Origin of the sequence: Photobacterium sanguinicancri, assembly GCF_002265265.1 — a bacterium.
Lineage (GTDB): Bacteria > Pseudomonadota > Gammaproteobacteria > Enterobacterales > Vibrionaceae > Photobacterium > Photobacterium sanguinicancri.
In genome coordinates, this window is the sequence record NZ_NOIF01000072.1 from 1 (window position 1) to 23137 (window position 23137).

Genomic DNA, 23137 nt, shown 5'->3' on the forward strand with positions numbered 1-23137 from the left:
GCTAAAATAGCTAGGTCAGTTTAAAAAATTAAAATAATTCGTAGTGGCTCCGATGAAGAGGTACTACAGGAAGCAATGTCGAGGGCTTGCCCTCTCAAATACCAAAATGGAGATCCGAGCAATGGCATTTGAATTACCAGCTCTACCGTACGCTATCAACGCACTAGAACCACATATCTCTCAAGAGACTCTAGAGTTTCACCATGGTAAACACCACAACACTTACGTGGTTAAGCTAAATGGTCTTGTTGAAGGTACTGAGCTTGCTGAAAAATCACTAGAAGAAATCATCAAAACTTCTACTGGTGGCGTATTCAACAATGCTGCACAAATCTGGAACCACACTTTCTACTGGCACTGCCTAAGCCCTAACGCAGGCGGTGAACCAACAGGTGAAGTTGCAGACGCAATTGCTAAATCATTTGGTTCTTTCGAAGAATTCAAAGCAAAATTCACAGATTCTGCAATCAACAACTTCGGTTCTTCTTGGACTTGGTTAGTGAAAAAAGCAGACGGCTCTCTAGACATCGTTAATACGTCTAATGCTGCAACGCCACTAACAGAAGAAGGTGTTACACCACTTCTAACGGTTGACCTGTGGGAACACGCTTACTACATCGATTTCCGTAACGTTCGCCCTGATTACATGGCTGCTTTCTGGGCACTTGTAAACTGGGAATTCGTAGCGAAAAACCTAGCGGCTTAATTTTGCCTAGGTCATCATTTCGGTGATGAAAATTTTCCCCAATGAAAAAGACCTCGCAGTGCGAGGTCTTTTTGTATGTGTCTATCTTCAGCATTTTTACTATGATGACACGCTTAGCTAAGCGCCATCATGCAGTCGTTAAGCTTTTTCAGACAAGATAATACGAAGCGTACGGCGAAGTGGCTCAGCTGCACCCCATAACAATTGGTCACCTACGGTAAAGGCATTCAGGTAATCATCACCCATCGCCAACTTACGTAAACGGCCAACAGGCACTGATAGTGTTCCTGTTACTTTAGCGGGGCTAAGCTCTTGCACTGTCACATCACGATCATTGGGGATGACTTTCACCCAGTCATTGTGCGATGCAATAATGCCTTCGATTTCATCAAGCGGCACACCCTGCTTTAGTTTGATCGTTAAAGCCTGACTGTGACAACGCATAGCGCCAATTCGCACACAAGTACCATCAATAGGAATCGGTTTCGCATCTAGCCCCAAAATTTTATTTGTTTCAACCGATGCTTTCCATTCTTCTTTCGACTGACCGTTATCGCGTTTCACATCGATCCAAGGGATCAATGAACCAGCTAATGGCGCACCAAACTCTTGAGAAGGGAAACTAGAAGAGCGCAAGGTTTCAGCTACCTTACGGTCAATATCAAGAATAGATGTTGATGGATCAGCCAACTCGCTAGTCACTGTGTCGTTGATCACCCCCATTTGGCCAATCAACTCACGCATATTTTTCGCGCCAGCACCTGATGCCGCTTGGTACGTTTGTGATGTCATCCATTCAACCAAGCCCGCTTTATATAGACCGCCCACCGCCATTAGCATCAAACTAACGGTACAGTTACCGCCTACATAGGTTTTTATTCCAGAATGAATACCTTGTTGAATCTGGTCAAAGTTAACCGGGTCTAACGTGATAATGGCATCGTCTTTCATCCGCAACGTTGATGCTGCATCAATCCAGTAGCCTTTCCAACCAGCTTGACGTAATGCAGGGTACACTTTTTCTGTGTATCCACCACCTTGACAGGTCACGATCGTATCAAGTTGCTTTAAGCTTTCAATATCGAATGCGTCTTGCAGTAACCCAGCATCTTTCCCATAGTTTGGTGCAGGGATACCAACTTGTGAGGTTGTATAAAAGGTAGGTTCGATTTGATCAAAATCTCGCTCTTCTACCATTCGTTGCATGAGCACAGAGCCCACCATTCCACGCCAACCAACTAAACCTACTTTCATCATTACTTCCTACGCTCCCTGTTATTCATTCGCAGTCCCATCTATAGAGTTTTAAAGCACGAAAAACAAGCAAATTTTATAATTAAGCATGCATAAAGTGCTTCTTCGCAAAAGTAACAGAAGTCAGTCATATGCATTCAGTTCTTGCAGACTACCTTTAGCATTTACAATTAAACCCCATATTCATCAACACTTAATCTGGGCCACTAAACAAACAACTAATGTTTAAATAGCCAACGACTAACTCCTTTTCTGATGCTTTTGACAACCAGTTGACGACTAAAGCTGGTAACAGCAAAAATCATGGATATTTACTTTTTTTGAATTACCGCTCACACCCTGATAACCTACGCGACCGTAATATTTAAGGCTAATATCCCAAGGCATCTAGCTCGAATTAGTTATTAAGCCTATATATTGCGATTAAACAAACAATGTTACATCAGTTAAAAAACAACCAAAACACAACAAAGCAACCAACATTTAACAGTAATTAAATAAACAAATAGCACTTTTATCATCTTTGATGAATAGGAAGGATAAGAGTCACAGAAAGACACATTATCTGTCGCGATAGCAAAATCATTCCGATAGAGTAGCGCCGATTAGAAAAGTGAGGTTTAGGTGTTCGCACTGGAATCATCACAATTACATTTATTAACTTCATGATGAAGCTAATTTTAGGGTTCCCCCCTCTTACACAGCTCGAATACACAAGGTTAAGAAGTATGGACAAACAGAATGTAAGACTACCTTCGCTAATGCAAGTAGTCCTAGCTCTAGGCATTTTCCTTGCTCTGGCATTTTCTTTCACCGCAAAACTTGATTTACCCATCCAACTAGCACTCTACATTGGTTGGTTCGTCATCATCGCTTTAGGCGTTAAGCTTGGCCATGATTACAAGTCATTAGAAAAAGCGGCAACAAAAGGTATTGCTAACGGTTTAGGTGCAGTGCTCATCCTACTGGCAGTAGGTGCTCTTGTAGGTACATGGATTGCGGGCGGTATCGTTCCAACCATTATTTATTATGGTCTTCAAGCTATTCACCCTTCGATCTTCCTTTTAGCGACCATGATCATCTGTTCACTAACAGCACTTGCGACAGGTACCTCTTGGGGTGCGGCTGGTACTGCGGGTATTGCAATGATGGGCATTGGTCAAGGCTTGGGTATTCCAGCACCAATGACAGCAGGTGCGGTTCTTTCGGGCTGTTACTTCGGTGATAAATTATCACCACTGTCTGATTCAGTGATTCTAGCGTCTTCTATGTCTAACGTAGAAGTAATGGAACACATCAAAGGCATGCTACCTATCGCGTTAATCAGTTACATCATTACCGGTATTCTATTTACTGGTGCTGGCCTGCACTACGCGGGTAATGTTGATATGGCACAGGTTGACTCTGTTATTCTTGCAATGGAACAACAGTTCGTTATTACGCCACTGTCATTTATCCCTGTGATTATCGTTCTTGGCCTACTGGCTATGCGTATGCCTTCTTTCCCTGTTATCTCACTAGGTTCTCTACTGGGTATTGTATGGGCTGTAATGGTTCAAGATATGGACCCTCTAGTTGCATTCAACACAGCATGGGCACCGTTCTCTATCAGCTCTGGCGTTGACTTCATCGATGCAATCTTAAACCGTGGCGGCATGTCATCTATGCTAGGTTCGGTAGCGGTTATCGTCTTTGGTCTTGGTTTTGGTGGCTTACTGGATAAAGTTGGTGTTCTACAAACTATCGCTAAGCTATTCGAAAAACGTGTTAACTCTGCAGGTAGCCTATCTGTATCGACTATCGCAACGGCGTTCTTAGGTAACGTATTTGGTTCTGCGATGTACGTATCACTAATCCTAACCCCTAAGATTTGTGCGAAGAACTACGACCGTCTAGGTTACCAACGTAAGAACCTATCTCGTAACGCAGAGTTCGGTGGCACGTTAACATCAGGTATGGTGCCGTGGAGTGATAACGGTATTTACATGGCCAGTATCCTTGGCGTGGCAACCTTCTCTTACGCACCATTCATGTGGTTAAGCTTCGTATGTATTATCGTAACGATTGTAACGTCTTACATGGGTTGGTTCGTGGACCGTTGTCCACCAACGTCACAAGCTGAAATTGATGCAAAAGCAGAAGAAGCTGAGCTAAAAGCGCAAACTGCGTAATAAATAGTTACAATTTTTATCAACAGGAAAGAGCACTTCGGTGCTCTTTTTTTTGCTTAAAATTATAGATAAACCAAACTTATCAACACCATTACTTTTGCTTATCCTACTGATTTAACTACACTTTAATCACCTCTCTTTTGCTAGATTACAATTTATGAATAGATGATTAATGGCGATCAAGATCACATCTACAATCAACTAATCCTATAGTGTTACATTTCGGTAGCCAACTTGACCCCGGTCAATTACTTAGCGGCCTATTTAGCGAAAATACCCCTGTTTTTTATTTCCCACGTCCATTTTGACTCCAATGTGTTATTTCACATTATTAACAGGTCATGAATGTATTTGTGGTTTTATCGCAGTGCGATGTTGATTCCTATGAGGTAACACTATGAGCAATCCAGCGGAACAAGGCCGCAAAGTCACGATCGGCAGTTACATTGCCCTCGCCTTTGCTGTTGTCTTCTTTTCAGGTCTTTTACAGTCAAATGAGTGGTATGGCGTTTTCGATTTCACCACACTAAACGGTTCGTTTGGTAGCGTTGTTTATTCTGTTAATGAAACAGCAGATGGTATCCAAACAGCAGCCACCTCTATGCGCGGCAAAGGCGGTAGCGGTGCACGTGATGGCTTCCTATTTGCATTAACCCTGATCCCAACAGTAATGTTTGCTTTAGGTATGATTAACGTACTTGAACATTACGGCGCATTGGATGCTGCTCGTAAACTGTTAACACCTCTTCTTCGTCCATTAATGGGTATTCCTGGTAACTCAGGCCTTGCTCTAATTGCATCACTACAAAGTACTGATGCCGGTGCAGCGATGACCCGTCAGCTAAAAGATGAAGGTCACCTCACCAAGCGCGAAACCGATGTTTTCACTATGTTCCAATTCTCAGCGGGTGCTGCGATTGTAAACTTCTTCTCTTCTGGTGCCGTGCTATTCACCCTAACGAATATGGATGGTACGCCTGCAGTAACATCATCAATTGGCTTAGCTGTGGCTATCATGTTCATCTTCAAATTTGTGGGTGCAAACATGTTCCGTCTTTACCTAAACATCACAGAAGGTAAAGAAGACAAATCAGACAAGAAACCAGAAATGACTGAGGAGACAGCATAATGACTGCCGCTAAAAAACCAATGGTGACTGACATCTTCGTTGAAGGTGCTAAGAAAGGCTGGGTTATTGCAACAACCTCTACCGTTCCTAACGTATTGATGGCTTTTGTTATCATCAAGGCATTACAAATCACAGGTGCACTGGATCTAATGGGTTCATTGTTCTCACCTGTTATGGCTATCTTCGGCCTACCAGGTGAAGCTGCAGCGGTTCTTATCGGTGCATGGATGTCGATGGGTGGTGCGGTTGGTGTGGTTATCACACTGTTTGACCAAGGTATTCTTAATGGTCAGCACATCGCAATCCTTGCACCTGCGATTTACCTAATGGGTTCTCAGGTACAATACATGGGCCGTATCATGGGTCCTATTGGTACTGAAGGTCGCTACATCCCTGTGATGATTGCACTCTCTGTACTGAATGCTTTCGCCGCAATGTTTGTAATGAACATTTTGGTGTAAACACTTTAAGGGCCTTACAGGCCCTTTCTTATTTTATTCGCATTATTCCCCTTATTTCCTTTTTCCCCTAAATAAGGGCGTTTTGGAGTCAATATGAGCATTTCCCTACAAGATTTTTCACTAGAAAACTACTTAGAAGAACTTCGTCCCTTGATCGATGTTGATTGCGGTACTTTGACCAAAGAAGGCATCGAAGTGATTGCCAACCAAATGGAAAAGAAATATCTCGACATGGGCTGGTACGTTAAGCGCGTTGACTGTGGCATTGCTGGCACTGGCCTTGAAGTTCGTAACAAGCCTGATTCAGATCAAATCGATGTAATGATGATTGGCCACATGGACACCGTATTCCCAGTTGGGACCGTAGCGGCTCGCCCAATGACGAGTGATGAAAACCGTGCCTATGGCCCTGGTGTTTCAGATATGAAATCAGGTCTTTTGAACGTTGTTTATGCCCTACGTAACATCGATAAAGCGGTTACTGATAAGCTGTCTATCTGCATTTGTATGAACCCTGATGAAGAAATAGGTTCACTACATTCTGAAGAGTGGCTAAAAAGCGTTGCTGTTAACGCGAAGAACGTTTTGGTTGCAGAAGCTGCGCGTGCTGATGGTTCGCTAGTAAAAGCGCGTAAAGGTATGGCTCGCTACCGTTTAGGCTTTACAGGTAAAGCAGCGCACGCAGGTAACGATCCACAAAGTGGCCGTAGTGCAATCACTGAAATGGCAAACTGGGTTTTAGCTATCAATGCTCTTACTAACTTCGAAACTGGCACCACTCTGAACGTGGGTGTGGTTAACGGTGGTGCAGGTGCAAACATTGTTCCTGATCAAGCAGAAGCTGTGGTTGATGTACGTTTCTGGGATAACGATGAGTATGCAGATGCAGATGCAAAAATCCGTGCACTAACAGAAACACCGTTTGTTGATGGCGTAACGATTACGGTAGAGCGTGAAGCGCATAAACCATCTATGGTGCCATCTGAAAAAACAGAAGCATTAATGGCATTAGTAGAGCAATCTGGTCAAGAGCTGGGTATTGATATTAAATGGCAAGAAGTCGGTGGCGGTTCAGATGCGAACCTAACCGCGGTAATGGGTATCCCAACTCTGGATGGCTTTGGCCCTGCAGGTGCTGGTTTCCACAGTGCAGATGAATATTTAGAGTTAAATACTATTGAACCACGCGTGCAACTACTGATGCGCGTTCTTGAAAAATTAGCGGCGTAATCATTCGTTAATTCGATCAAAAAGGGCGCTTAGCATCACAGCTAAGCGCCCTTTTTTAATCTTGCATTTTTACAAGAATACGCTCAAAACGTTAATTAATAAAATCAACCTTTTCAGCATATTTAACTTCTTCACGAGGAAGTAACCCTCTTTCTTCACACAACTGACGAAGAAACTTCTCTTTCACTTTTAATAAGTGCTGACGTGATTCTGTGTGTGCTTTTCTTTGAATGCTGCGTGTCATTCTGGCATAGGTCATAAATGATCAGCCTTTCTCTATCACTAACAACGCAATTACACACTATATGCTAGCAACTGCTATCCGACGCGAGATATTACCTTAATCACGAATAAACTGAAACAACAAAAGTACTGTTGCATATTAATAGAAGATACCTCCTACTCCTTTATAGCTAATCACTCATTCCCATACTGCATTTTACGACCAAAGATGCATTATATTTACAACTTAATGATCCTGATCAATGACGATATTAATCACCACTCGTTATCCTTACCCTATAAAGTTGCAAAATAAATACACCTTAAAAAGGATCTAGCAATGTCGAACCTAGCAATGTTCTGTCACCAGTGTTCTATGGCACAAAGTGGCGGCTGTGGTAGCACAGGTAAAACACAAGGCACATGTGGTAAAGATGAAAACCTATCACGCCTCCAAGATATTATGATTTTTGGCTTAAAAGGCCTATCAGCATACCGTACCCATGCTGATGATCTTGGCGCTGCTACTAAATCTGTCGATGACGTTATCGCAGAGACACTGTACTTCACGCTGACTAACGTAAACTTCAGCTTCGACCAGCACATTGCTCAGCTGATGAAAATCGGTGGTGCAGGTAGCGAAATGATGTCTATTCTTGGTGAAGCTCACCACGGTCGCTTAGGGATCCCTACTCCTGTTTGCGTTCCACAGAATAAAGCTGAAGGTAAAGGCATTCTAGTTACAGGTCACGACCTTGAGCTACTTGAGCGTCTATTGATTGCAACTGAAGGCAAAGGTATCAACATCTACACCCACTCAGAGATGTTGCCAGCACACGGTTACCCTGAACTACGTAAATACGCGCACCTAAAAGGTAACGTGGGTAAAGCATGGTTCGATCAGAAGAAACTGTTCCAACAATGGAACGGTACTATCATTGTAACCACTAACTGTATTGTGCCACCAACAGGCCGTGCGGATTATGCCGATCGTCTATACAGCTACGGTATTGTCGGTATTGATAACTGCCGTCAACTTGAAGATGACTTCGCACCGCTTATTGAGCAAACACTCGCACTACCTGATATTGAAGGTTTTGATAGCGAAGAGACCCTAATGACGGGCCATAACTACAAGACAATTTTGGGTCTAGCACCACAAATTCTTGATGCGGTTAACGCTGGTAAAATTAAGCGATTCTTCGTGGTTGCGGGTTGTGATAAACCAGGTAAACCGAACGATTACTTCCGCGATCTTGCGCTTTCTATCCCTGATGACTGCATCATCTTGACGTCTTCTTGCGGTAAATTCCGCTTTAATGACCATGACTTCGGTAACATCCCTGGTACTGAGATCCCTCGTTACCTCGACCTTGGTCAGTGTAACGACAGCTACGGCGCAGTAATGATTGCGCTAGCACTAAGCGATGCGATGGGTGTACCTGTAAACGAATTACCAGTGAACATCGTTCTTTCTTGGATGGAGCAAAAAGCGGTACTGATCCTACTTGCACTGTTCAACTTAGGCATTCAAAACATCTACTTAGGTCCAAACCCACCAGAGTTTGTGAACGAAGATATCTTTGCGTTCCTACAGCAGCAGTTCAACCTGCAGCTAACAGGTGATGCACAAGAAGATTTAGTAAAAATGCTAAATCCACAACCAAAAATTGAGGTTGTAGAAGCGTAATACGTTTTTATATCTATCCCGTCTACGTTATTCGGTACTAAACCGAATATCGGGATAGACCTCATGAGTCGCTTCCACCCTACCCACTCAGGAAGCGACTCACTCCTTCATTAATAAGAAATTATTACAGTGCTCGTTCGCTGGAGCTTGTTATGTCTGAACAAAACTATATTTATAAAACACTAGACGGTAATGAAGCCGCCGCATCCATCGCTTACCGTTGTAATGAAGTGATTGGTATCTACCCAATCACCCCTTCTTCTCCGATGTCTGAAGCTTGTGAAACATGGGAAAGCCAGTCAAAGAAAAACCTATGGGGACAAGTTCCTCGAGTCATTGAAATGCAATCAGAGGGTGGTGCAGCTGGTGCTGTTCACGGTGCGTTAATGGCAGGCTCACTGGCGACAACATTTACCTCGTCACAGGGTTTACTACTTAAAATCCCGAACATGTATAAGATTGCAGGTGAACTAACACCGTTTGTTATGCATGTTGCCGCGCGTACGTTAGCTACCCATGCTTTATCTATTTTTGGCGACCATTCAGATGTCATGGCCGTACGCCAAACCGGTTTTGCCATGCTAGCGGCCAATTCCGTTCAACAAGCGCACGACTTCTCGCTAATCTCACAAGCCTCGACACTTGATAGCCGCATTCCATTTGTACATTTTTTTGATGGTTTCCGTACCTCGCACGAGATCAACAAGATCGCCATGATCCATGATGACACCATCACTGACATGATCGATCAAAATGCGGTTGATGCATTCCACCAGCGCGGCCTTACACCTGATGCTCCGAGTATCCGTGGCACAGCGCAAAACCCTGACACCTTCTTCCAATCACGCGAAGCAGCCAACTCATTCTATACGGCGTGTCCAGATACCGTCGCAGATAACATGGCGAAGTTTGCTAAGCTCACTGGCCGTGAATACAAACTGTTTGATTACTACGGTCATCCAGAAGCCACTAACATCATCGTTGTGATGGGCTCTGCTACCTCGACTGTTCAACAAGCCGTTGATCATCAATTACAAGCTGGACAAAAAGTTGGCGTACTCAACGTTCACCTGTACCGCCCGTTTTCACTCAAGCACTTCCTGCAAGTGCTGCCTGCCAGTGTCAAAAACATAGCGGTACTCGATCGCACCAAAGAACCAGGTGCAATGGGCGAGCCGCTTTACCTTGATGTCGTGGCAAGTCTTACTCAAGCGGTCGCGGCACAGACGCTTAGCCAACTACCTCGCATTATGGGGGGGCGCTACGGTTTATCATCGAAAGAATTTAATCCAAGTCACGCCAACGCTATCTTTACTGCGATGGCAGAAGATCGCTTACACCACGACTTTACTATCGGTATTACCGACGACATCACGCATCTGTCATTACCCGTCAAAACACAAATTGATGCCGAGCCAAATTCTCGACTTCGTGCGCTATTCTATGGTTTAGGTGCGGATGGCACAGTCAGTGCAAATAAAAACACCATCAAGATCATTGGTGAAAATACCGATTTACACGCCCAAGGTTACTTCGTCTACGACTCGAAAAAATCAGGCGGTACAACTGTCTCGCACTTACGTATTGATCAGCACCCAGTCGAAGCACCGTACTTGATCGAGCAAGCAGAGTTCATTGCCTGCCACCAATTCCAATTCATCAATAAATTGGAAATGGTCGAGCGTGCGGCACCGCAAGCGACATTACTGCTTAACAGCCCTCACTCGGCTGAAAACGTATGGCAATACCTGCCCCGCGAAGTACAGCAGCAAATCATTGATAAACAGCTGTCTATGTATGTGATTGATGCTGTATCACTGGCGCGCGAGCTAGGGTTAAAAAATCGCATTAATACCATCATGCAGGCGGGCTTCTTTGCATTAAGCGACATGATGCCAACCGATCAGGCTCTCGAAAAACTCAATCAAGCCATAGAGCAATCGTACAGTAAGCGTGGCCCTGCCATTGTCGAAGCGAACCAAAAAGCGGTGGCCGCAACCGTTGCGCGTATTGAGCAAGTGACGATTCCAAGCACAGTCACCAGCACTTTCTCTCGCCCTGCAGTTGTTAGCGAGCGAGCGCCAGATCTAGTCAAACACGTCAGTGCCATGATGATGGCCGATAAAGGCGACTTACTACCAGTAAGCGCTTTCCCTGTTGATGGCACATGGCCAACCGCCACCAGTCAATGGGAAAAACGCAACATTGCCCAAGAAATTCCAGTATGGGAAGAAGACCTTTGTACCCAATGTAATATCTGTACTTTGGTTTGCCCACACGCAGCAATCAGAGCAAAAGCCGTCAATGCTGATGACTTAGCTGACGCACCAGAAGGCTTTAAAGTCACAGAATACAAGCAACGTGATTTCAAAGGGCAGCAATACACCCTCCAAGTTTCACCACAGGACTGTACGGGCTGTAATCTCTGTACTATGGCTTGCCCTGCAAGTGATAAAGACGACCCAAGCCGTAAGGCCATCAACTTGCAACCAAAAGTTGAACACATTGAAAGCCAAAGTGAAAACTACCAGTACTTCACTGAACTACCTGAGCTTGCTCGCATCGATATTAAGCGAATCGATGCTCGTAGCAGTCAATTGTTACAACCCTTGTTTGAGTTCTCTGGTGCATGTTCTGGCTGTGGCGAAACCTCTTATATCAAGCTACTCACCCAACTGTTTGGTGATCGTATGCTAATCGCCAATGCAACAGGCTGTTCTTCTATCTACGGTGGTAACTTACCGACGACACCGTATGCAGTAGATAAAAACGGTCGCGGTCCAGCATGGGCTAACTCTTTGTTTGAAGATAATGCCGAATTTGGTTTAGGGATGCGTCTCGCGCTCAACAGTAAACGTGATCGCGTATTGCATTTACTTGAACAAGTTGCCGATGTCATTCCAACCGAATTACGCCAACAACTCACTGCTGATGCTTATGACAGCAGCGAAGCGGCCGTTTGTCGTCAACGTGAGAATGTAAATAAACTACGCGCACAACTTGATTTTTCGCACCAGGCGCTCATCAACTGTGCTGATGATCTCGTGGCAAAAAGTAACTGGATTGTCGGTGGTGACGGTTGGGCTTATGACATCGATTTCGGAGGCCTCGACCATGTACTTTCAGGCAGCGATAACGTCAATGTCTTAGTGATGGATACCCAAGGTTACTCCAACACTGGTGGCCAGCAATCAAAAGCAACGCCAACAGGTGCGGTCGCGAAATTTGCCACCCAAGGTAAAGCAAGCAACGGTAAAGATCTTGCCGTAAACATCATGATGCACGGCAATGTGTATGTCGCCAAAATCGCCCTTGGTGCCAACATGAACCATGCCGTAAAAGCCTTACAAGAAGCCGAAGCTTACCCAGGTCCATCACTGGTTATTGCTTATTCACCGTGTATTACCCATGGCTTTGATATGGCGGAAGGTGTCGAGCACCAACAACTACTGGTGGATACTGGCCTATGGCCACTATTCCGCTTTGACCCTCGCCGTACCGAGAAAGGCCGCGCCGCACTGCAACTGGACTCGAAACCGCCAAAGAAAGACGTCGAAGAATTGATTAGCCGTGAAGCGCGCTTTACTCAGGTACAACGCAAAGATCCAGCGCGCTATGCAGCAAACCTTGAACGTTTACGTCAGCAAGTTAGCCATAAGCATCAACTCTTAAACCAATTATTAGAGTGGAAATAAACGCGTAACTGACGCCACTCACGCTTTACATTTTTATCACTAAATTACAGATAAGCTGCCTACGGGCAGCAAAGGAGACACCATGACAGCTCAACTTAATACCGCCATTTTCTTTGGTAGCGACACAGGTAATACCGAAGCGGCAGCACAAAAAATTGCAGAAAAACTCAACCTTGAAGCCCAAGATATTGCTGGGTGCAGCAGCGATATTTTTGATGACTATGAGCTACTTATTTTAGGTACACCAACAGCCAACTATGGCGAGATGCAGCCTGACTGGGACTACTTTGTACCAGAATTAGAAGATGCTGATTTGAAAGGTAAAAAAGTGGCGCTATTTGGCCTTGGCGATCAAATTGATTACCCAGACAGCTTCCTAGATGCCATGGGGGACCTCGCTGATTTAGTGGTAGATGCAGGCGGTGAGTTAGTTGGTGCTTGGTCAACTGACGGCTATGAGTTTAATGATTCTCGCGCAGAAAAAGAGAGCGGTAAATTTGTAGGTTTGGCTCTGGATGAAGACCGCCAACCTGAATTAACCGATGATCGTATTGCCACTTGGTTAACAACTTTAGGTTTCACTCTGTAGTTATACCCAAAAGGCTGGTTAAAAATAAAAACAAAGAAGGCTGCCCGCGGCAGCCTTTTTTTACTTGAGAGCTAAATTGCTAATGAAACGACATTAGGTAAAGTGTCTCAGATAGATGAATAATTACCCTTTATGACTCGCCCCTGCCGCCTGCTCTGTATGACGATGTCCCGCACGTAAACTATCCATTTTGAAATGAAAAGCTTTCATCGGGTGCCGCCAAAAAAAACGAGGCAACGACCAGCGTAAAACATGCGTCAAATGAAGGCGTTTCGCTGGTGGGTAGCAAGAGGCAGAACAACATTGGCATGTCGGCTTTTCATTACCTAATCGACAGCTTGTCATTCTACTTTCAACGTAAGCGATAAGGCCTTCGCATTCAGGGCACATAATTGCCCCACGATGCAGCGTTTTACAATACAGGCGAATCATCGCCTTCACTGTGTCCAGTTCACGCTGCGAACGAACTGAATGTTGGTTTTGAACTATCATAGTGCGGCTTATTATCCACCGCACGTACAAAGAAGATTTGATAAGGATCAACTTTGCATTGTGATCGCACTATTATCCTCTATAGCCTGTATAGTCACAGTATAAAGGTCTGATTCTGAGATTGGTTTACCTATATGACCTTGCATTCCTGCTTCTCGACACAGTGCAACATCCGCCGCCATGACATTGGCTGTCATCGCAATTATTGCCGTATCGACATTAATTCCATCCATTTCACGAATAGCTTTAGTTGCACCGACACCGTCTAGACGTGGCATTTGCATATCCATATAAATAACATCAAACAACTCGCGCTGTGCTTTTTCTACCGCCTCAACACCATCGCATGCCGTATCAATAGAAAAACCTAGACGGCTCAATAACTGGCTGGCAATAAGACGGTTCACGTTATTATCTTCAACCAGTAAACAACGTTGTCCTATAAAAGGTGGCTCACAGGAAGCGCTTTCCGCGGCCATTAAGTGTGAAACTGATGGATTCTCGCGGCTTTTAGCCATAGAGAATGGTAGCGTTACAACAAACTCAGAACCCAATCCCTCTTTGCTAATAACATGAATCCCCCCATCCATAAGTTCAATCAACTGACGAGTGATCGTTAACCCCAACCCCGAGCCACCGAAACGCCGCGTTGTCGTTTCATCCGCTTGCGAAAACTTATCAAAAATATGCTCAATTTTTTCATTCGGTATGCCAATACCACTATCTGATACCTTTATTTCAACCACGACGGTATGTTTATCGCGTTGGACTAAGGCCACATCCAAGTGAATAAAGCCTTGTTCTGTGAACTTATTGGCGTTACCTAGCAGGTTAATAAGAATTTGCTGAATACGAGTAGGATCCCCTAATAATGTCAGAGGAATAGCATCATCATAATGCAGTCGATAATCAACTAAAGCTGGGTTTTCAATCGTTGGACGAAGTAATGCATGAGCGTATTTGGCTATTTCGTGCAGATTAAATGGTACAGACTCAAGTTCAACTTTACTCGATTCTATTTTGCTAAAGTCCAAAATATCATTAATTAGTGTCATCAAACTTTTCGCTGAATGACTGATAATCGACACATATTCTCGCTGTTGTCTCGATAAGGATTCACTTTGCATTAAACCTGCAGCACCAATAATACCATTCATTGGGGTGCGAATTTCATGGCTCATGTTGGCTAAAAATTGCTGCTTCGCTTCAGCCGCTTTTAGCGCTTGCTGTTTCGCAGTTATTAAACTTTCGCTGCGCTGATTAAAGCGATGCACTAACGCCCCTAATTCATCACGGTGATAAACAGGTAAAGGGGTAAATTCCTCATCATTTCTTTGTTCGGCTAATGCTTCACGAACTGACTTTAATGGTTTAAAAATTCGTCGGTAAAAAAAGATAAAGGTGACGGCAATGAATACCACCACAACAGGCAACATAAACAAGAGTAGCTGCCTTTCTAGTTGAATAGCTTGGGCGTACATATCATGTTGAGGAACACCTTGAATTAACATCCATTGCATTCGAGGAATACGAATCGCGGAAATAAATGCCGCTTGGTTCAAGATAGGATCGGTATCCACATTCAAGCTAAACAAGGGCTGAGATCGGCTCATATTTTCATCGGGGTACAGCAACTCGGTCGCAACTGAAATTGCATAGCTAATTGAGATACTCAGTGAGTGTTCAACTATTTTTTTTGCCAGGAGATCTACTTTTTTGTCGGTTTGATATTGGTGACGTCGTTTCGCCATGATGTCATTAATCGCGACAGCAATTGGCATGAAACTCGGTTCATTTTCAGAATATTCATGGCTTAAAATATAGCTTGGGGCCTCAGTGGTTGTATCCATCACTCTGTCAGGTTCCGGATAAGCTAAAAAACGTCCCGAGCGATCCAATAAAGAAAAATAAACACCTTGCTGCTGACCTTGTTCAACCAAGTAGGTATTAAGCGCTTTAACACGGATATCTAATGTAACAACACCAGCAAACTCCCCTTCAGAGAAATAAGGCACGGTACAAGTTACCATGGGTTCTGCTGTATAAGGATCGGTATAAGATTGCGACCAGTACGCATCACCCGCGGTTAACCAACGTGCAGGGGCAAACCACTCTGCGGCATAATAGGGCGCCGATAAATGGTTATTATAGCTATCAATTCGCTCAACCGAACCCGTGCTGTTTTTGGTATAAAACAAACTATTAAGTAGCTTTCTATCGCCATTATAAGCATCAGGCCAAATCCCACCGCCCGCTATAAACTTACCGATAGCTGGGCTCGTCAGTAGATTTTGGAAGAAGCCATCGAGTACGTCAGGGGATTCAATGGTTTCGACGGCATTTGATAAACTCAGTGCAGCAATCTCAATTTTAGCGCCAAGTTGAACAATAGACTGACCGACGGCTTCCGATTCCGCAGCGACCCTTTGCTCTGCTGATTGAATAGAAAGCCGAAAACCGACCGTTTCCATCACGTACATAATGCTCAACACAACCATTAGCAAAAGAGCCACTAACAACGTAAGGCCCTTAAAACTTATAGACTGATACCAAGCAATCACTTTCGGCTTCATTGGTGCAAACACACTCTTACGCAACTCCCTCGTCATAAACCGCTAAGTTCTCTGCCTCTAAATAGTAAGTCGCAGCAGAAATAGTATCTGTTAGCAGTAAATCAAACGCTCGGTAATCAGCATCGCTAACAGGTTGTCCTTGCTTAAACCTCGTCTCAATGTCACCCGCTAGCACTTTTAATGGATGAGCACCTAAACTTGAAGAGACCCCCTTGAGGCTATGAACGATTCGAATCGCATCTTCTGATATTTCAGTGCTATTGTGGACTTGCTGTAATAGTTTTTTTCCATCATTTACGTGCTCATCAATAAAGATTTCCAACAGCATTTTTACTGAGTCAGCATCATCATCCATAGTGGTCATCATGTACTTAATATCTATCAGTGAACTCCTCTTAGCATCTGATTCCTGACGGCCTTCGGCAGCTGTGTCACAATCTCTAGGAGTAAGTTCTTGCTGTATCGTTACCTTCTTTTCAGAGAGCCCTGTTGCTCCATTATCCGCGACTTGATCTTTCTTCATGGTATTTTCTGAACAAGCCACATCAAATTCAACGCTGCCCTCTTCTGGCTTAGGCTTCTCGTTTTCAGGCTCAAACTTTTTTACTGCAACCGTGACACCTTGCGTTTCTAGATAAACCTGTACTGTTTTCACCACACCCTTAAGGATAGTGTCTAATTCCGCACTGTCACTCTCAACAATCATATCTTCTTTTTTAATTGCTAACTCCAAGCGTTCAGCGATATTTTTCAAAGCATTAGAACCGATACTGCCAGCTACACCTTTTAAACTATGAACAATACGTGCAGCATCATCAATACGGCCATCCTCAAGCGCTAGTCTAAAGTAGATACCATCACTACCGTGCTCTTGAACAAAAATTTCTAATAGCATGATGACCGAATCGAGATCTTCATCCATGCAATGCAGTATATGGCGAAGATCAAATAGCTCTATCGATAAAAGCTCAGGAGATGCCGATGTTGGCCTCCCTACATTAGAAGACGCACCCAACTCAATATGCTCAGCATGAGTCTCTGTATCTTCAATACTCTGGTGTGCTGGCGTACTCAACTCTGGTTCATTTTGTCGGATGAGGGGCTTACTAGAATCAGATTGCGCAGGTAAAACTTGCCCCGTATCTGTTGCTGTGCTTGCTGTCGTCTTACTCGACACAATATTATCAGGCTGGTGTTGAGTATTGCTGCCCTGCACTTCTTTTTTCCGAGCTGACTCAGCCTGCACCGCTAGCGCTTTGTTTGGCAATAGTTTAAAAAGTAGATTAAGCCATGTACTTATCGCGACGATAATAACGAGCACCACCATAAGGAATAACTGGCCGAACTCATACTGACTACGTATTTCTTTTGTCTTATGCAGCACACTATTATATGTGTCATCAAAAGGGGTTAGATGAATATTTTGAACTGCCTGTAAATACTGCACATAGCGTGAAAGCATAGGAAGAATAGACTTGATGACGAATTTAGCTTGGACTTGTAACTCTGGGCTCAGCTGCTGTTGCTGTGTATCAATAGACAGTAATGAACGATTCAACTCATCTAAAACCGCGTCATTATTTGTTTGCTCTTGGCTTAATAAGCTCAACAAATCCAACGTCAGTTGATGATATAGCGATTCAAGTTCTGGACTCTGGTTTGCTTTTTGTGCGTCAATCAAAGTTAAAGCTATATTGCTAAAAGCGTCATGACTCATCAAAGCGATATCAAGCTGCTCTGCATACTGACTACCTTGTAGCGTTAGCTTATTTAATTCAGTTTTCAGTTCCTCTCCAGCTTGATAATTGCTTAGTTGCAGCAGCCGCTGACGGAAAACTATCGATATTTTGCTTGGGTTATCAATGGATTCAAACCGATTCACAACAGCTTGCTTATGTAGACTAAGTGCTTCGGCTTGCAGTTGCTCAACGTCAGTTTCAATACTCGTTAATCGGCTCGACTGTCCGTATAAATAGGCAAACGCCACACCTATCAACAAACTCAGCACAAAAAGAGCACGAGATACCCAAACAGCTTTTGTAGACTGTTGTTGTACTGTCGTTACACTGGGTGGGAAGGCAATCTTATTGTCATCATCCATGTCTGCTCCTGAAGGCGCAACTAGTTAATATTGCAAGCATAATATTAGACAATGATGCCTAGTTAAGCCAACAAACTTCCATGTAATACTTATTACTCGCCTATCAGCATTTATGCCAACAAGATCACGAAAAACGCGACGATTGACAAAACGATCATGCAATAACGAGCGGCGATGACTTGCGCAACCGTAAGCCAAGCGTAAAGACTATCAAGCGACAAAGAGTGCTCCTCCCTATCGCTTTACAATAGTAACGAATAACTTAACTATCAGAATTCAGACGACGCTGAAGCTGATCTTTTAAGTTAGGCGGTGTACCTTTAATCGTTAACGTATCTGTTTCTGCATCATAAAAAATACGCTCACCCAGCAACATACTGTCAAAGTTAATAGACATACCACCACCTGAACCAACAAACTTAGTTAACTTGCGCATAGCAGCGCGATCAGCTGGGAAGCTTTCTTCAAGTTCATAGCCTTGCTGCGACGTAAACTGGTAAAAATCAGTACCATCTTCTGATGGTGGTAGCTCACCAGCAAGTTCTTTAACCGTCACTTCATCACCAGCTTGTAGCTGTTCGTTACAGTAATCGTACACTTGCTTGCGGTACTGTTGCTTTTCTTCTTTATCTAGACGCGAATCAGCGCAGAAATCTTCCACAGCTTGCATTAGCACTTGGTTTTGAACTTTAACGTCCAAACCCACTTCTGCTTGTAGGAAATCTAAGAAGAAATCAGCAATCTTACGGCCCACTCGCCCTTTAATAAATGTCAGATAACGCTTAGATTCCGCATCAGTTTCCCACGCCGACAGATCGATACGCGCAACAATGTCCATCTTAGCGACATCTAAATAGTCCGTCGCACTGATATCCAATTGTTCTGTTACTTTCATACTATGGCAGGTCGGCATTAAACCGATAAATAAATAGTCTGTCGCCAGCGATTGATACTCAGCCATCACCAGTGTGCCAGATTCAGCAAAGGGATATTTTGCCAATTCAGCTTGTAAGCGCTTGGCAGATTGGTCAGAAAATGACAGAAAATCGAGTTCTTTAGTGCGACATTGCTTCAACCAATAGCTAAATTCACTCTCTTCTGAGAAGTGGGCAAAACCTTTTGCACCTTTACTGCTGTATACTCGATGGAGCTCTGCAACAAGGTTTTCAGTCGACTCACTGTGATCAAGTGTTTGTTTTCTAAGATGAACTTCAAATTCATCTTTATCATTCTTAGCAAGTTGGTGCAGAATAACGTTCGAAAGGATTAGACTCATAATTGAAAAGTTTTTCAGTTAACCAAAAGTGTAGGTTATTATAAGCTGCTTTAGTAAACTTTAAACAAGACTTCCTATGCCTATTACTTCAAAATACAGCAACGACAAAGTTGAACAAATCATCAGTGATCTGTTTGACGTACTAGAAAAACACGATGCATCAGCAGAACTTGCGCTGATGGTTGTGGGCAACATTGCTACCAACATCATCAATGCTGATCTACCAGCGGGCCAACGTAAAGCGATTGCTGAGAAATTTGCCCAAGCACTGCAGACCACAATCAAAGACTAACAGAGACACTTTGCCCGAGAGACAGAGAAGAATAAACAGATATGGTCGCTAGCGGAAATAATTACAAAGACAAAGTATCTCAGCTTATCAGCTGGGGACACTGGTTTAGCTTTTTCAATATCATCGCTGCCATGCTTTTTGGCACGCGATACATTGTGCATTCAGAATGGCCTGTAACGCTATTAGGTCAACTGTATCTATTGCTAAGTTGGGTTGGTCACTTTGGCTTCCTTGTGTTTGGGTTATATATCCTGATCATTTTTCCTGCTAGCTTTCTGATCCCTTCTCAACGATTAATGCGTTTATTCGCAGCGCTTATTGCCACTTTAGGTTTAACCACATTAATCTTAGATACCTATGCTTACACCACACTAGACCTCCACTTAAGCCCATTAGTTTGGGATCTTTTACTTAGTGGTGAAAAGAGTGAGTTAAACGCACGTTGGCAATACCTGTTTATTGCTGTGCCTATTCTCTTTTTACTGCAATTAGTGTTGTCTGAGTGGTTATGGCGTAAGTTGCGAAAGATCACCCGCAAGCATGTGGGAGGGCCGATTGCACTGGTATTTGGCTTATGTTTCTTAGGCAGTCATCTGGTCTATATCTGGGCTGATGCATTTTTGTATCGCCCAGTGACAATGCAACGTTCTAATTTTCCATTGTCATACCCTATGACAGCAAAAACCTTTATGGAAAAACATGGACTCATTGATCGTAATGAGTACGCCAAACGCAAAGAAGAAGCAGGTGAAAACCATAGCCCGCTGATTCGCTACCCTATTGAAAAGTTAAGCTTCTCTGACCAAGGTACAAATCAAAATGTACTCATCGTAATGATAGATGGCTTACGCAGCGATATGGTTAGTAGCAAGATTATGCCTAACTTGGCGAGTTTTGCAGACCAAAACATCAATTACAAAAACCATTACAGCACTAGCAATGATAATACTGTCGGTATATTTGGCTTATTTTACGGCCTACCAGGCAGCTATTTAGAAAGCGTCCGTGCTGAAAGCACAAGCCCAGTACTTGTTTCTACGCTAAATAAGCGTAAATACCAATTTGGCCTGTTCAGTGGTGACCATTTTAGTTCACCCATTTATTATCAAACTATCTTTGAACAGCAAAAGCTAGCTAACCACAGCTCAGATAATGCGACGCCTAGCGATCAACTCGCTGTCGATAACTGGCAGACATGGCTTACCACAACGCTTGAAGATGATAAACCTTGGTTCAGTTATATAGAACTACTGGCGGTGCAAGAGTTTGAAGAAGATGGTGGCTACACGCCAACATTTACACCATCACTTAGCACTACAGCAAAAAATACAAAAATCAGCGACCCAGGTCTGTTGCTAAAAAATAGTTACCGTAATGCGGCTAATTATGCCGATAGTTTGGTCGGTCAGATCTTAGCTGCATTAGAAGCACAACAAGTGCTTGATAATACCATTATTATTTTCACGTCAAATCACGGTACTGAATTTAACGAAACAGGTACCAATAGCTGGGGTTCAAATAGCAATTATAGCCAGTATCAATTAAAAGTACCTTTAGTCATCCATTGGCCAAACCGTGACTCCGACGTTATAGAGACAGTAACAAGTCATTTAGATGTAGCTCCTACACTAATGGAGGCATTATTGAATGTATCCACGACTAGCGATAAATACAGCAGTGGTAATAGCTTGTTTGATAATGAAAATACACGTCGTTGGGTGATTGCAGGTGATAGTAAAGATATTGTGGTTATTCAAAAAAACACAACCACAGTCGTTGACCGCTATGGAAACTATCAAGTCTATGACGAACACTATAAGATTAAAGATGAACGTCGACCAAAACTGTCAACCTTGATGCAGGTAATGAATGAGCTAAAACGCTTTTATCACCCTCAAAAGTAATCTGACTTAAACAAAAAAGTAGCAATTAAGCTGCTTTTTTGTCTGTGATAACTACCGCCCGAGGCTAATGGTATTCAGTGTTGCTGGCGTAGCACTGCTCATATCCATCTTGCCAACCATTGGCATATTTTTGGTCATCATACATACGCTCAGGATCTTGGCGAAAGCCATCATGGTGCGTAACTGCCTGCTCTTTTCGGCTATGGCAACCATCTTGATAGCCATCCAAATAAGGTCGAGTAAAACCTAACTCAATTAGCTGATCATGGCGGGCACTCTCACAGCCGCTAAGCAATAAAAGCGCAGCGATCATTCCACTGATCTTAAGTAGTCCGGTTCCAAATCTCGCATATTCCCATCGCGACTTCATAAATCATCACCCGTCAAATCCCCTACTTACAACCTTAGTGAAAATCACCAAGACACTGATGTCTCAATATTGAGTTTATGAACCAAACCCAATAGGCTAGTACTACTCTGGGTAAGTAAGTGTTCAGTGATTTTAATCAGCAAAACGATCAGTTACTTAGTCAGATTGGTATAACCCAATAAGCAAGCGACAAAGCAAATTAAGAAAGGAGATATCATGCAACCTCGGCTACTGATCACTGGCGCAAACCGCGGTATAGGTTTGGCATTAGTAAAACACTATCTGGATGATGGCTGGCATGTCGATGCATCTTGTCGCGATATATCACAAGCACAGGAATTATTATCACTAGCAAGCGCATCTCCTCAAAACTTACACCTTCACACGCTCGACGTCACAGACCATGACGCTGTAATGGCTCTGAGCCAGATCCTAAAGGGGACACCATTAGATTTGTTGATTAACAATGCGGGTTATTACGGTCCGAAAGGCTATGGATTTGGTCACACCAATGCCAATGAATGGCGAAAGGTCTTTGAGGTTAACACGATTGCTCCGCTAAAAATGGCAGAAGCTTTTTACCCTCAGCTTAAACTGGCTCCTCAAGGGATTATTGCCTCGATTTCATCGAAAGTTGGCAGTATGACGGAGAATACCAGCGGTGGTGGTTACATTTATCGCTCATCAAAAGCGGCCTTAAACTCCGTCGTCAAAAGCCTATCCAACGACTTATTACCACAAGGTATTCTTTCTGTTGCGCTTCACCCTGGCTGGGTACAAACGGAAATGGGTGGACCCAATGCTTTAATTGACACGCAAGTCTCCGTATCAGGCTTAAAAAACGTCTTAGATAATTTATCGCCTTCTCAAAGTGGAGAATTTTACAACTTTGATGGCACTAACATTGTAGTGGCATAGTGAATTTGGTCACTTAGTTAGAGGTGATATTATCACCTCATAAGTTAACAGGTGACATTATGAC

18 protein-coding genes are annotated in these 23137 nt (G+C 43.5%); 11 read left to right on the forward strand and 7 right to left on the reverse strand.

What is annotated here, in order from left to right; genetic code table 11:
- The first annotated feature begins 121 nt into the window (after positions 1-121).
- A complete protein-coding gene (gene sodB / locus ASV53_RS12295) occupies positions 122-706 on the forward strand; it encodes a superoxide dismutase [Fe] (RefSeq protein ID WP_062691002.1) in 585 nt (194 codons plus the stop codon).
- 138 nt (positions 707-844) lie between these two features.
- On the opposite strand, the gene asd is transcribed toward sodB, so the two are convergent.
- On the reverse strand, positions 845-1963 hold the full coding sequence (asd, locus tag ASV53_RS12300) for an aspartate-semialdehyde dehydrogenase (RefSeq protein ID WP_189337868.1): 1119 nt from the start codon (positions 1961-1963) through the stop codon (positions 845-847).
- Positions 1964-2688: 725 nt separating this feature from the next.
- On the opposite strand from asd, the gene nhaC reads away from it, so the two are divergent.
- The 4 genes from nhaC to ASV53_RS12320 all read left to right on the forward strand — a co-directional run bounded on the left by nhaC (position 2689) and on the right by ASV53_RS12320 (position 6951).
- The gene (gene nhaC, locus ASV53_RS12305; protein WP_094957286.1) at positions 2689-4131 is read left to right on the forward strand and encodes a Na+/H+ antiporter NhaC; all 1443 of its coding nucleotides are present in this window, start codon (positions 2689-2691) and stop codon (positions 4129-4131) included.
- A gap of 397 nt (positions 4132-4528) precedes the next feature.
- Positions 4529-5260: a nucleoside recognition domain-containing protein gene (locus ASV53_RS12310; RefSeq protein ID WP_062690999.1), complete on the forward strand. Its 732-nt coding sequence runs from the start codon at positions 4529-4531 to the stop codon at positions 5258-5260.
- Positions 5260-5721 carry a YjiG family protein gene (locus ASV53_RS12315; protein WP_048899150.1) on the forward strand — a complete coding sequence of 154 codons (462 nt, stop codon included), beginning with the start codon at positions 5260-5262 and terminating at the stop codon, positions 5719-5721. Before ASV53_RS12310 ends, ASV53_RS12315 begins: the two co-directional genes overlap by 1 nt.
- A gap of 93 nt (positions 5722-5814) precedes the next feature.
- Positions 5815-6951: a M20 family metallopeptidase gene (locus ASV53_RS12320; RefSeq protein ID WP_094957287.1), complete on the forward strand. Its 1137-nt coding sequence runs from the start codon at positions 5815-5817 to the stop codon at positions 6949-6951.
- Positions 6952-7042: 91 nt separating this feature from the next.
- Here the strand turns inward: ASV53_RS12320 and ASV53_RS25465 are convergent, their stop codons facing one another.
- Positions 7043-7210 (reverse strand): hypothetical protein, encoded by a 168-nt coding sequence (locus ASV53_RS25465; RefSeq protein WP_189337869.1) that lies wholly within the window; start codon positions 7208-7210, stop codon positions 7043-7045.
- A gap of 303 nt (positions 7211-7513) precedes the next feature.
- Between ASV53_RS25465 and hcp the strand changes: the two genes are divergently transcribed.
- From hcp to fldA, 3 genes are all read left to right on the forward strand, one after another.
- The gene (hcp, locus tag ASV53_RS12325; protein ID WP_094957288.1) at positions 7514-8863 is read left to right on the forward strand and encodes a hydroxylamine reductase; all 1350 of its coding nucleotides are present in this window, start codon (positions 7514-7516) and stop codon (positions 8861-8863) included.
- Positions 8864-9015: 152 nt separating this feature from the next.
- A complete protein-coding gene (gene nifJ / locus ASV53_RS12330; protein ID WP_094957289.1) occupies positions 9016-12558 on the forward strand; it encodes a pyruvate:ferredoxin (flavodoxin) oxidoreductase in 3543 nt (1180 codons plus the stop codon).
- Between the two features lie 82 nt (positions 12559-12640).
- Positions 12641-13147, forward strand: a complete 507-nt coding sequence (gene fldA, locus ASV53_RS12335; RefSeq protein ID WP_094957290.1) for a flavodoxin FldA — start codon at positions 12641-12643, stop codon at positions 13145-13147.
- A gap of 123 nt (positions 13148-13270) precedes the next feature.
- Here the strand turns inward: fldA and ASV53_RS12340 are convergent, their stop codons facing one another.
- The 4 genes from ASV53_RS12340 to yejK form a co-directional block, all read right to left on the reverse strand.
- On the reverse strand, positions 13271-13639 hold the full coding sequence (locus tag ASV53_RS12340) for a nitrous oxide-stimulated promoter family protein (RefSeq protein WP_062690995.1): 369 nt from the start codon (positions 13637-13639) through the stop codon (positions 13271-13273).
- Between the two features lie 47 nt (positions 13640-13686).
- Positions 13687-16248: a hybrid sensor histidine kinase/response regulator gene (locus tag ASV53_RS12345; protein ID WP_094957291.1), complete on the reverse strand. Its 2562-nt coding sequence runs from the start codon at positions 16246-16248 to the stop codon at positions 13687-13689.
- A complete protein-coding gene (locus tag ASV53_RS12350) occupies positions 16229-18313 on the reverse strand; it encodes an Hpt domain-containing protein (RefSeq protein ID WP_094957292.1) in 2085 nt (694 codons plus the stop codon). The genes ASV53_RS12345 and ASV53_RS12350 overlap by 20 nt, the downstream gene beginning before the upstream one ends.
- 262 nt (positions 18314-18575) lie before the next feature.
- Positions 18576-19589, reverse strand: coding sequence for a nucleoid-associated protein YejK (gene yejK, locus ASV53_RS12355; protein WP_094957293.1), 1014 nt, complete (start codon positions 19587-19589; stop codon positions 18576-18578).
- Between the two features lie 76 nt (positions 19590-19665).
- Between yejK and ASV53_RS12360 the strand changes: the two genes are divergently transcribed.
- Positions 19666-19881 (forward strand): YejL family protein, encoded by a 216-nt coding sequence (locus ASV53_RS12360; RefSeq protein WP_062690988.1) that lies wholly within the window; start codon positions 19666-19668, stop codon positions 19879-19881.
- Positions 19882-19922: 41 nt separating this feature from the next.
- Positions 19923-21785: a DUF3413 domain-containing protein gene (locus ASV53_RS12365; protein WP_094957294.1), complete on the forward strand. Its 1863-nt coding sequence runs from the start codon at positions 19923-19925 to the stop codon at positions 21783-21785.
- Positions 21786-21849: 64 nt separating this feature from the next.
- Here the strand turns inward: ASV53_RS12365 and ASV53_RS12370 are convergent, their stop codons facing one another.
- Complete coding sequence (locus ASV53_RS12370; protein WP_062690987.1) at positions 21850-22155, reverse strand: hypothetical protein; 306 nt, start codon at positions 22153-22155, stop codon at positions 21850-21852.
- Positions 22156-22371: 216 nt separating this feature from the next.
- Between ASV53_RS12370 and ASV53_RS12375 the strand changes: the two genes are divergently transcribed.
- Complete coding sequence (locus ASV53_RS12375; RefSeq protein ID WP_094957296.1) at positions 22372-23073, forward strand: SDR family oxidoreductase; 702 nt, start codon at positions 22372-22374, stop codon at positions 23071-23073.
- Positions 23074-23137: the final 64 nt, after the last annotated feature.

What these genes read in the sequence shown, in the direction of transcription:
- sodB (WP_062691002.1), top strand. Translation starts at nt 122, where the DNA reads ATGGCATTTGAATTACCAGCTCTACCGTACGCTATCAACGCACTAGAA.
- asd (WP_189337868.1), bottom strand. Translation starts at nt 1,963, where the DNA reads ATGATGAAAGTAGGTTTAGTTGGTTGGCGTGGAATGGTGGGCTCTGTG.
- nhaC (WP_094957286.1), top strand. Translation starts at nt 2,689, where the DNA reads ATGGACAAACAGAATGTAAGACTACCTTCGCTAATGCAAGTAGTCCTA.
- ASV53_RS12310 (WP_062690999.1), top strand. Translation starts at nt 4,529, where the DNA reads ATGAGCAATCCAGCGGAACAAGGCCGCAAAGTCACGATCGGCAGTTAC.
- ASV53_RS12315 (WP_048899150.1), top strand. Translation starts at nt 5,260, where the DNA reads ATGACTGCCGCTAAAAAACCAATGGTGACTGACATCTTCGTTGAAGGT.
- ASV53_RS12320 (WP_094957287.1), top strand. Translation starts at nt 5,815, where the DNA reads ATGAGCATTTCCCTACAAGATTTTTCACTAGAAAACTACTTAGAAGAA.
- ASV53_RS25465 (WP_189337869.1), bottom strand. Translation starts at nt 7,210, where the DNA reads ATGACCTATGCCAGAATGACACGCAGCATTCAAAGAAAAGCACACACA.
- hcp (WP_094957288.1), top strand. Translation starts at nt 7,514, where the DNA reads ATGTCGAACCTAGCAATGTTCTGTCACCAGTGTTCTATGGCACAAAGT.
- nifJ (WP_094957289.1), top strand. Translation starts at nt 9,016, where the DNA reads ATGTCTGAACAAAACTATATTTATAAAACACTAGACGGTAATGAAGCC.
- fldA (WP_094957290.1), top strand. Translation starts at nt 12,641, where the DNA reads ATGACAGCTCAACTTAATACCGCCATTTTCTTTGGTAGCGACACAGGT.
- ASV53_RS12340 (WP_062690995.1), bottom strand. Translation starts at nt 13,639, where the DNA reads ATGATAGTTCAAAACCAACATTCAGTTCGTTCGCAGCGTGAACTGGAC.
- ASV53_RS12345 (WP_094957291.1), bottom strand. Translation starts at nt 16,248, where the DNA reads ATGACGAGGGAGTTGCGTAAGAGTGTGTTTGCACCAATGAAGCCGAAA.
- ASV53_RS12350 (WP_094957292.1), bottom strand. Translation starts at nt 18,313, where the DNA reads ATGGATGATGACAATAAGATTGCCTTCCCACCCAGTGTAACGACAGTA.
- yejK (WP_094957293.1), bottom strand. Translation starts at nt 19,589, where the DNA reads ATGAGTCTAATCCTTTCGAACGTTATTCTGCACCAACTTGCTAAGAAT.
- ASV53_RS12360 (WP_062690988.1), top strand. Translation starts at nt 19,666, where the DNA reads ATGCCTATTACTTCAAAATACAGCAACGACAAAGTTGAACAAATCATC.
- ASV53_RS12365 (WP_094957294.1), top strand. Translation starts at nt 19,923, where the DNA reads ATGGTCGCTAGCGGAAATAATTACAAAGACAAAGTATCTCAGCTTATC.
- ASV53_RS12370 (WP_062690987.1), bottom strand. Translation starts at nt 22,155, where the DNA reads ATGAAGTCGCGATGGGAATATGCGAGATTTGGAACCGGACTACTTAAG.
- ASV53_RS12375 (WP_094957296.1), top strand. Translation starts at nt 22,372, where the DNA reads ATGCAACCTCGGCTACTGATCACTGGCGCAAACCGCGGTATAGGTTTG.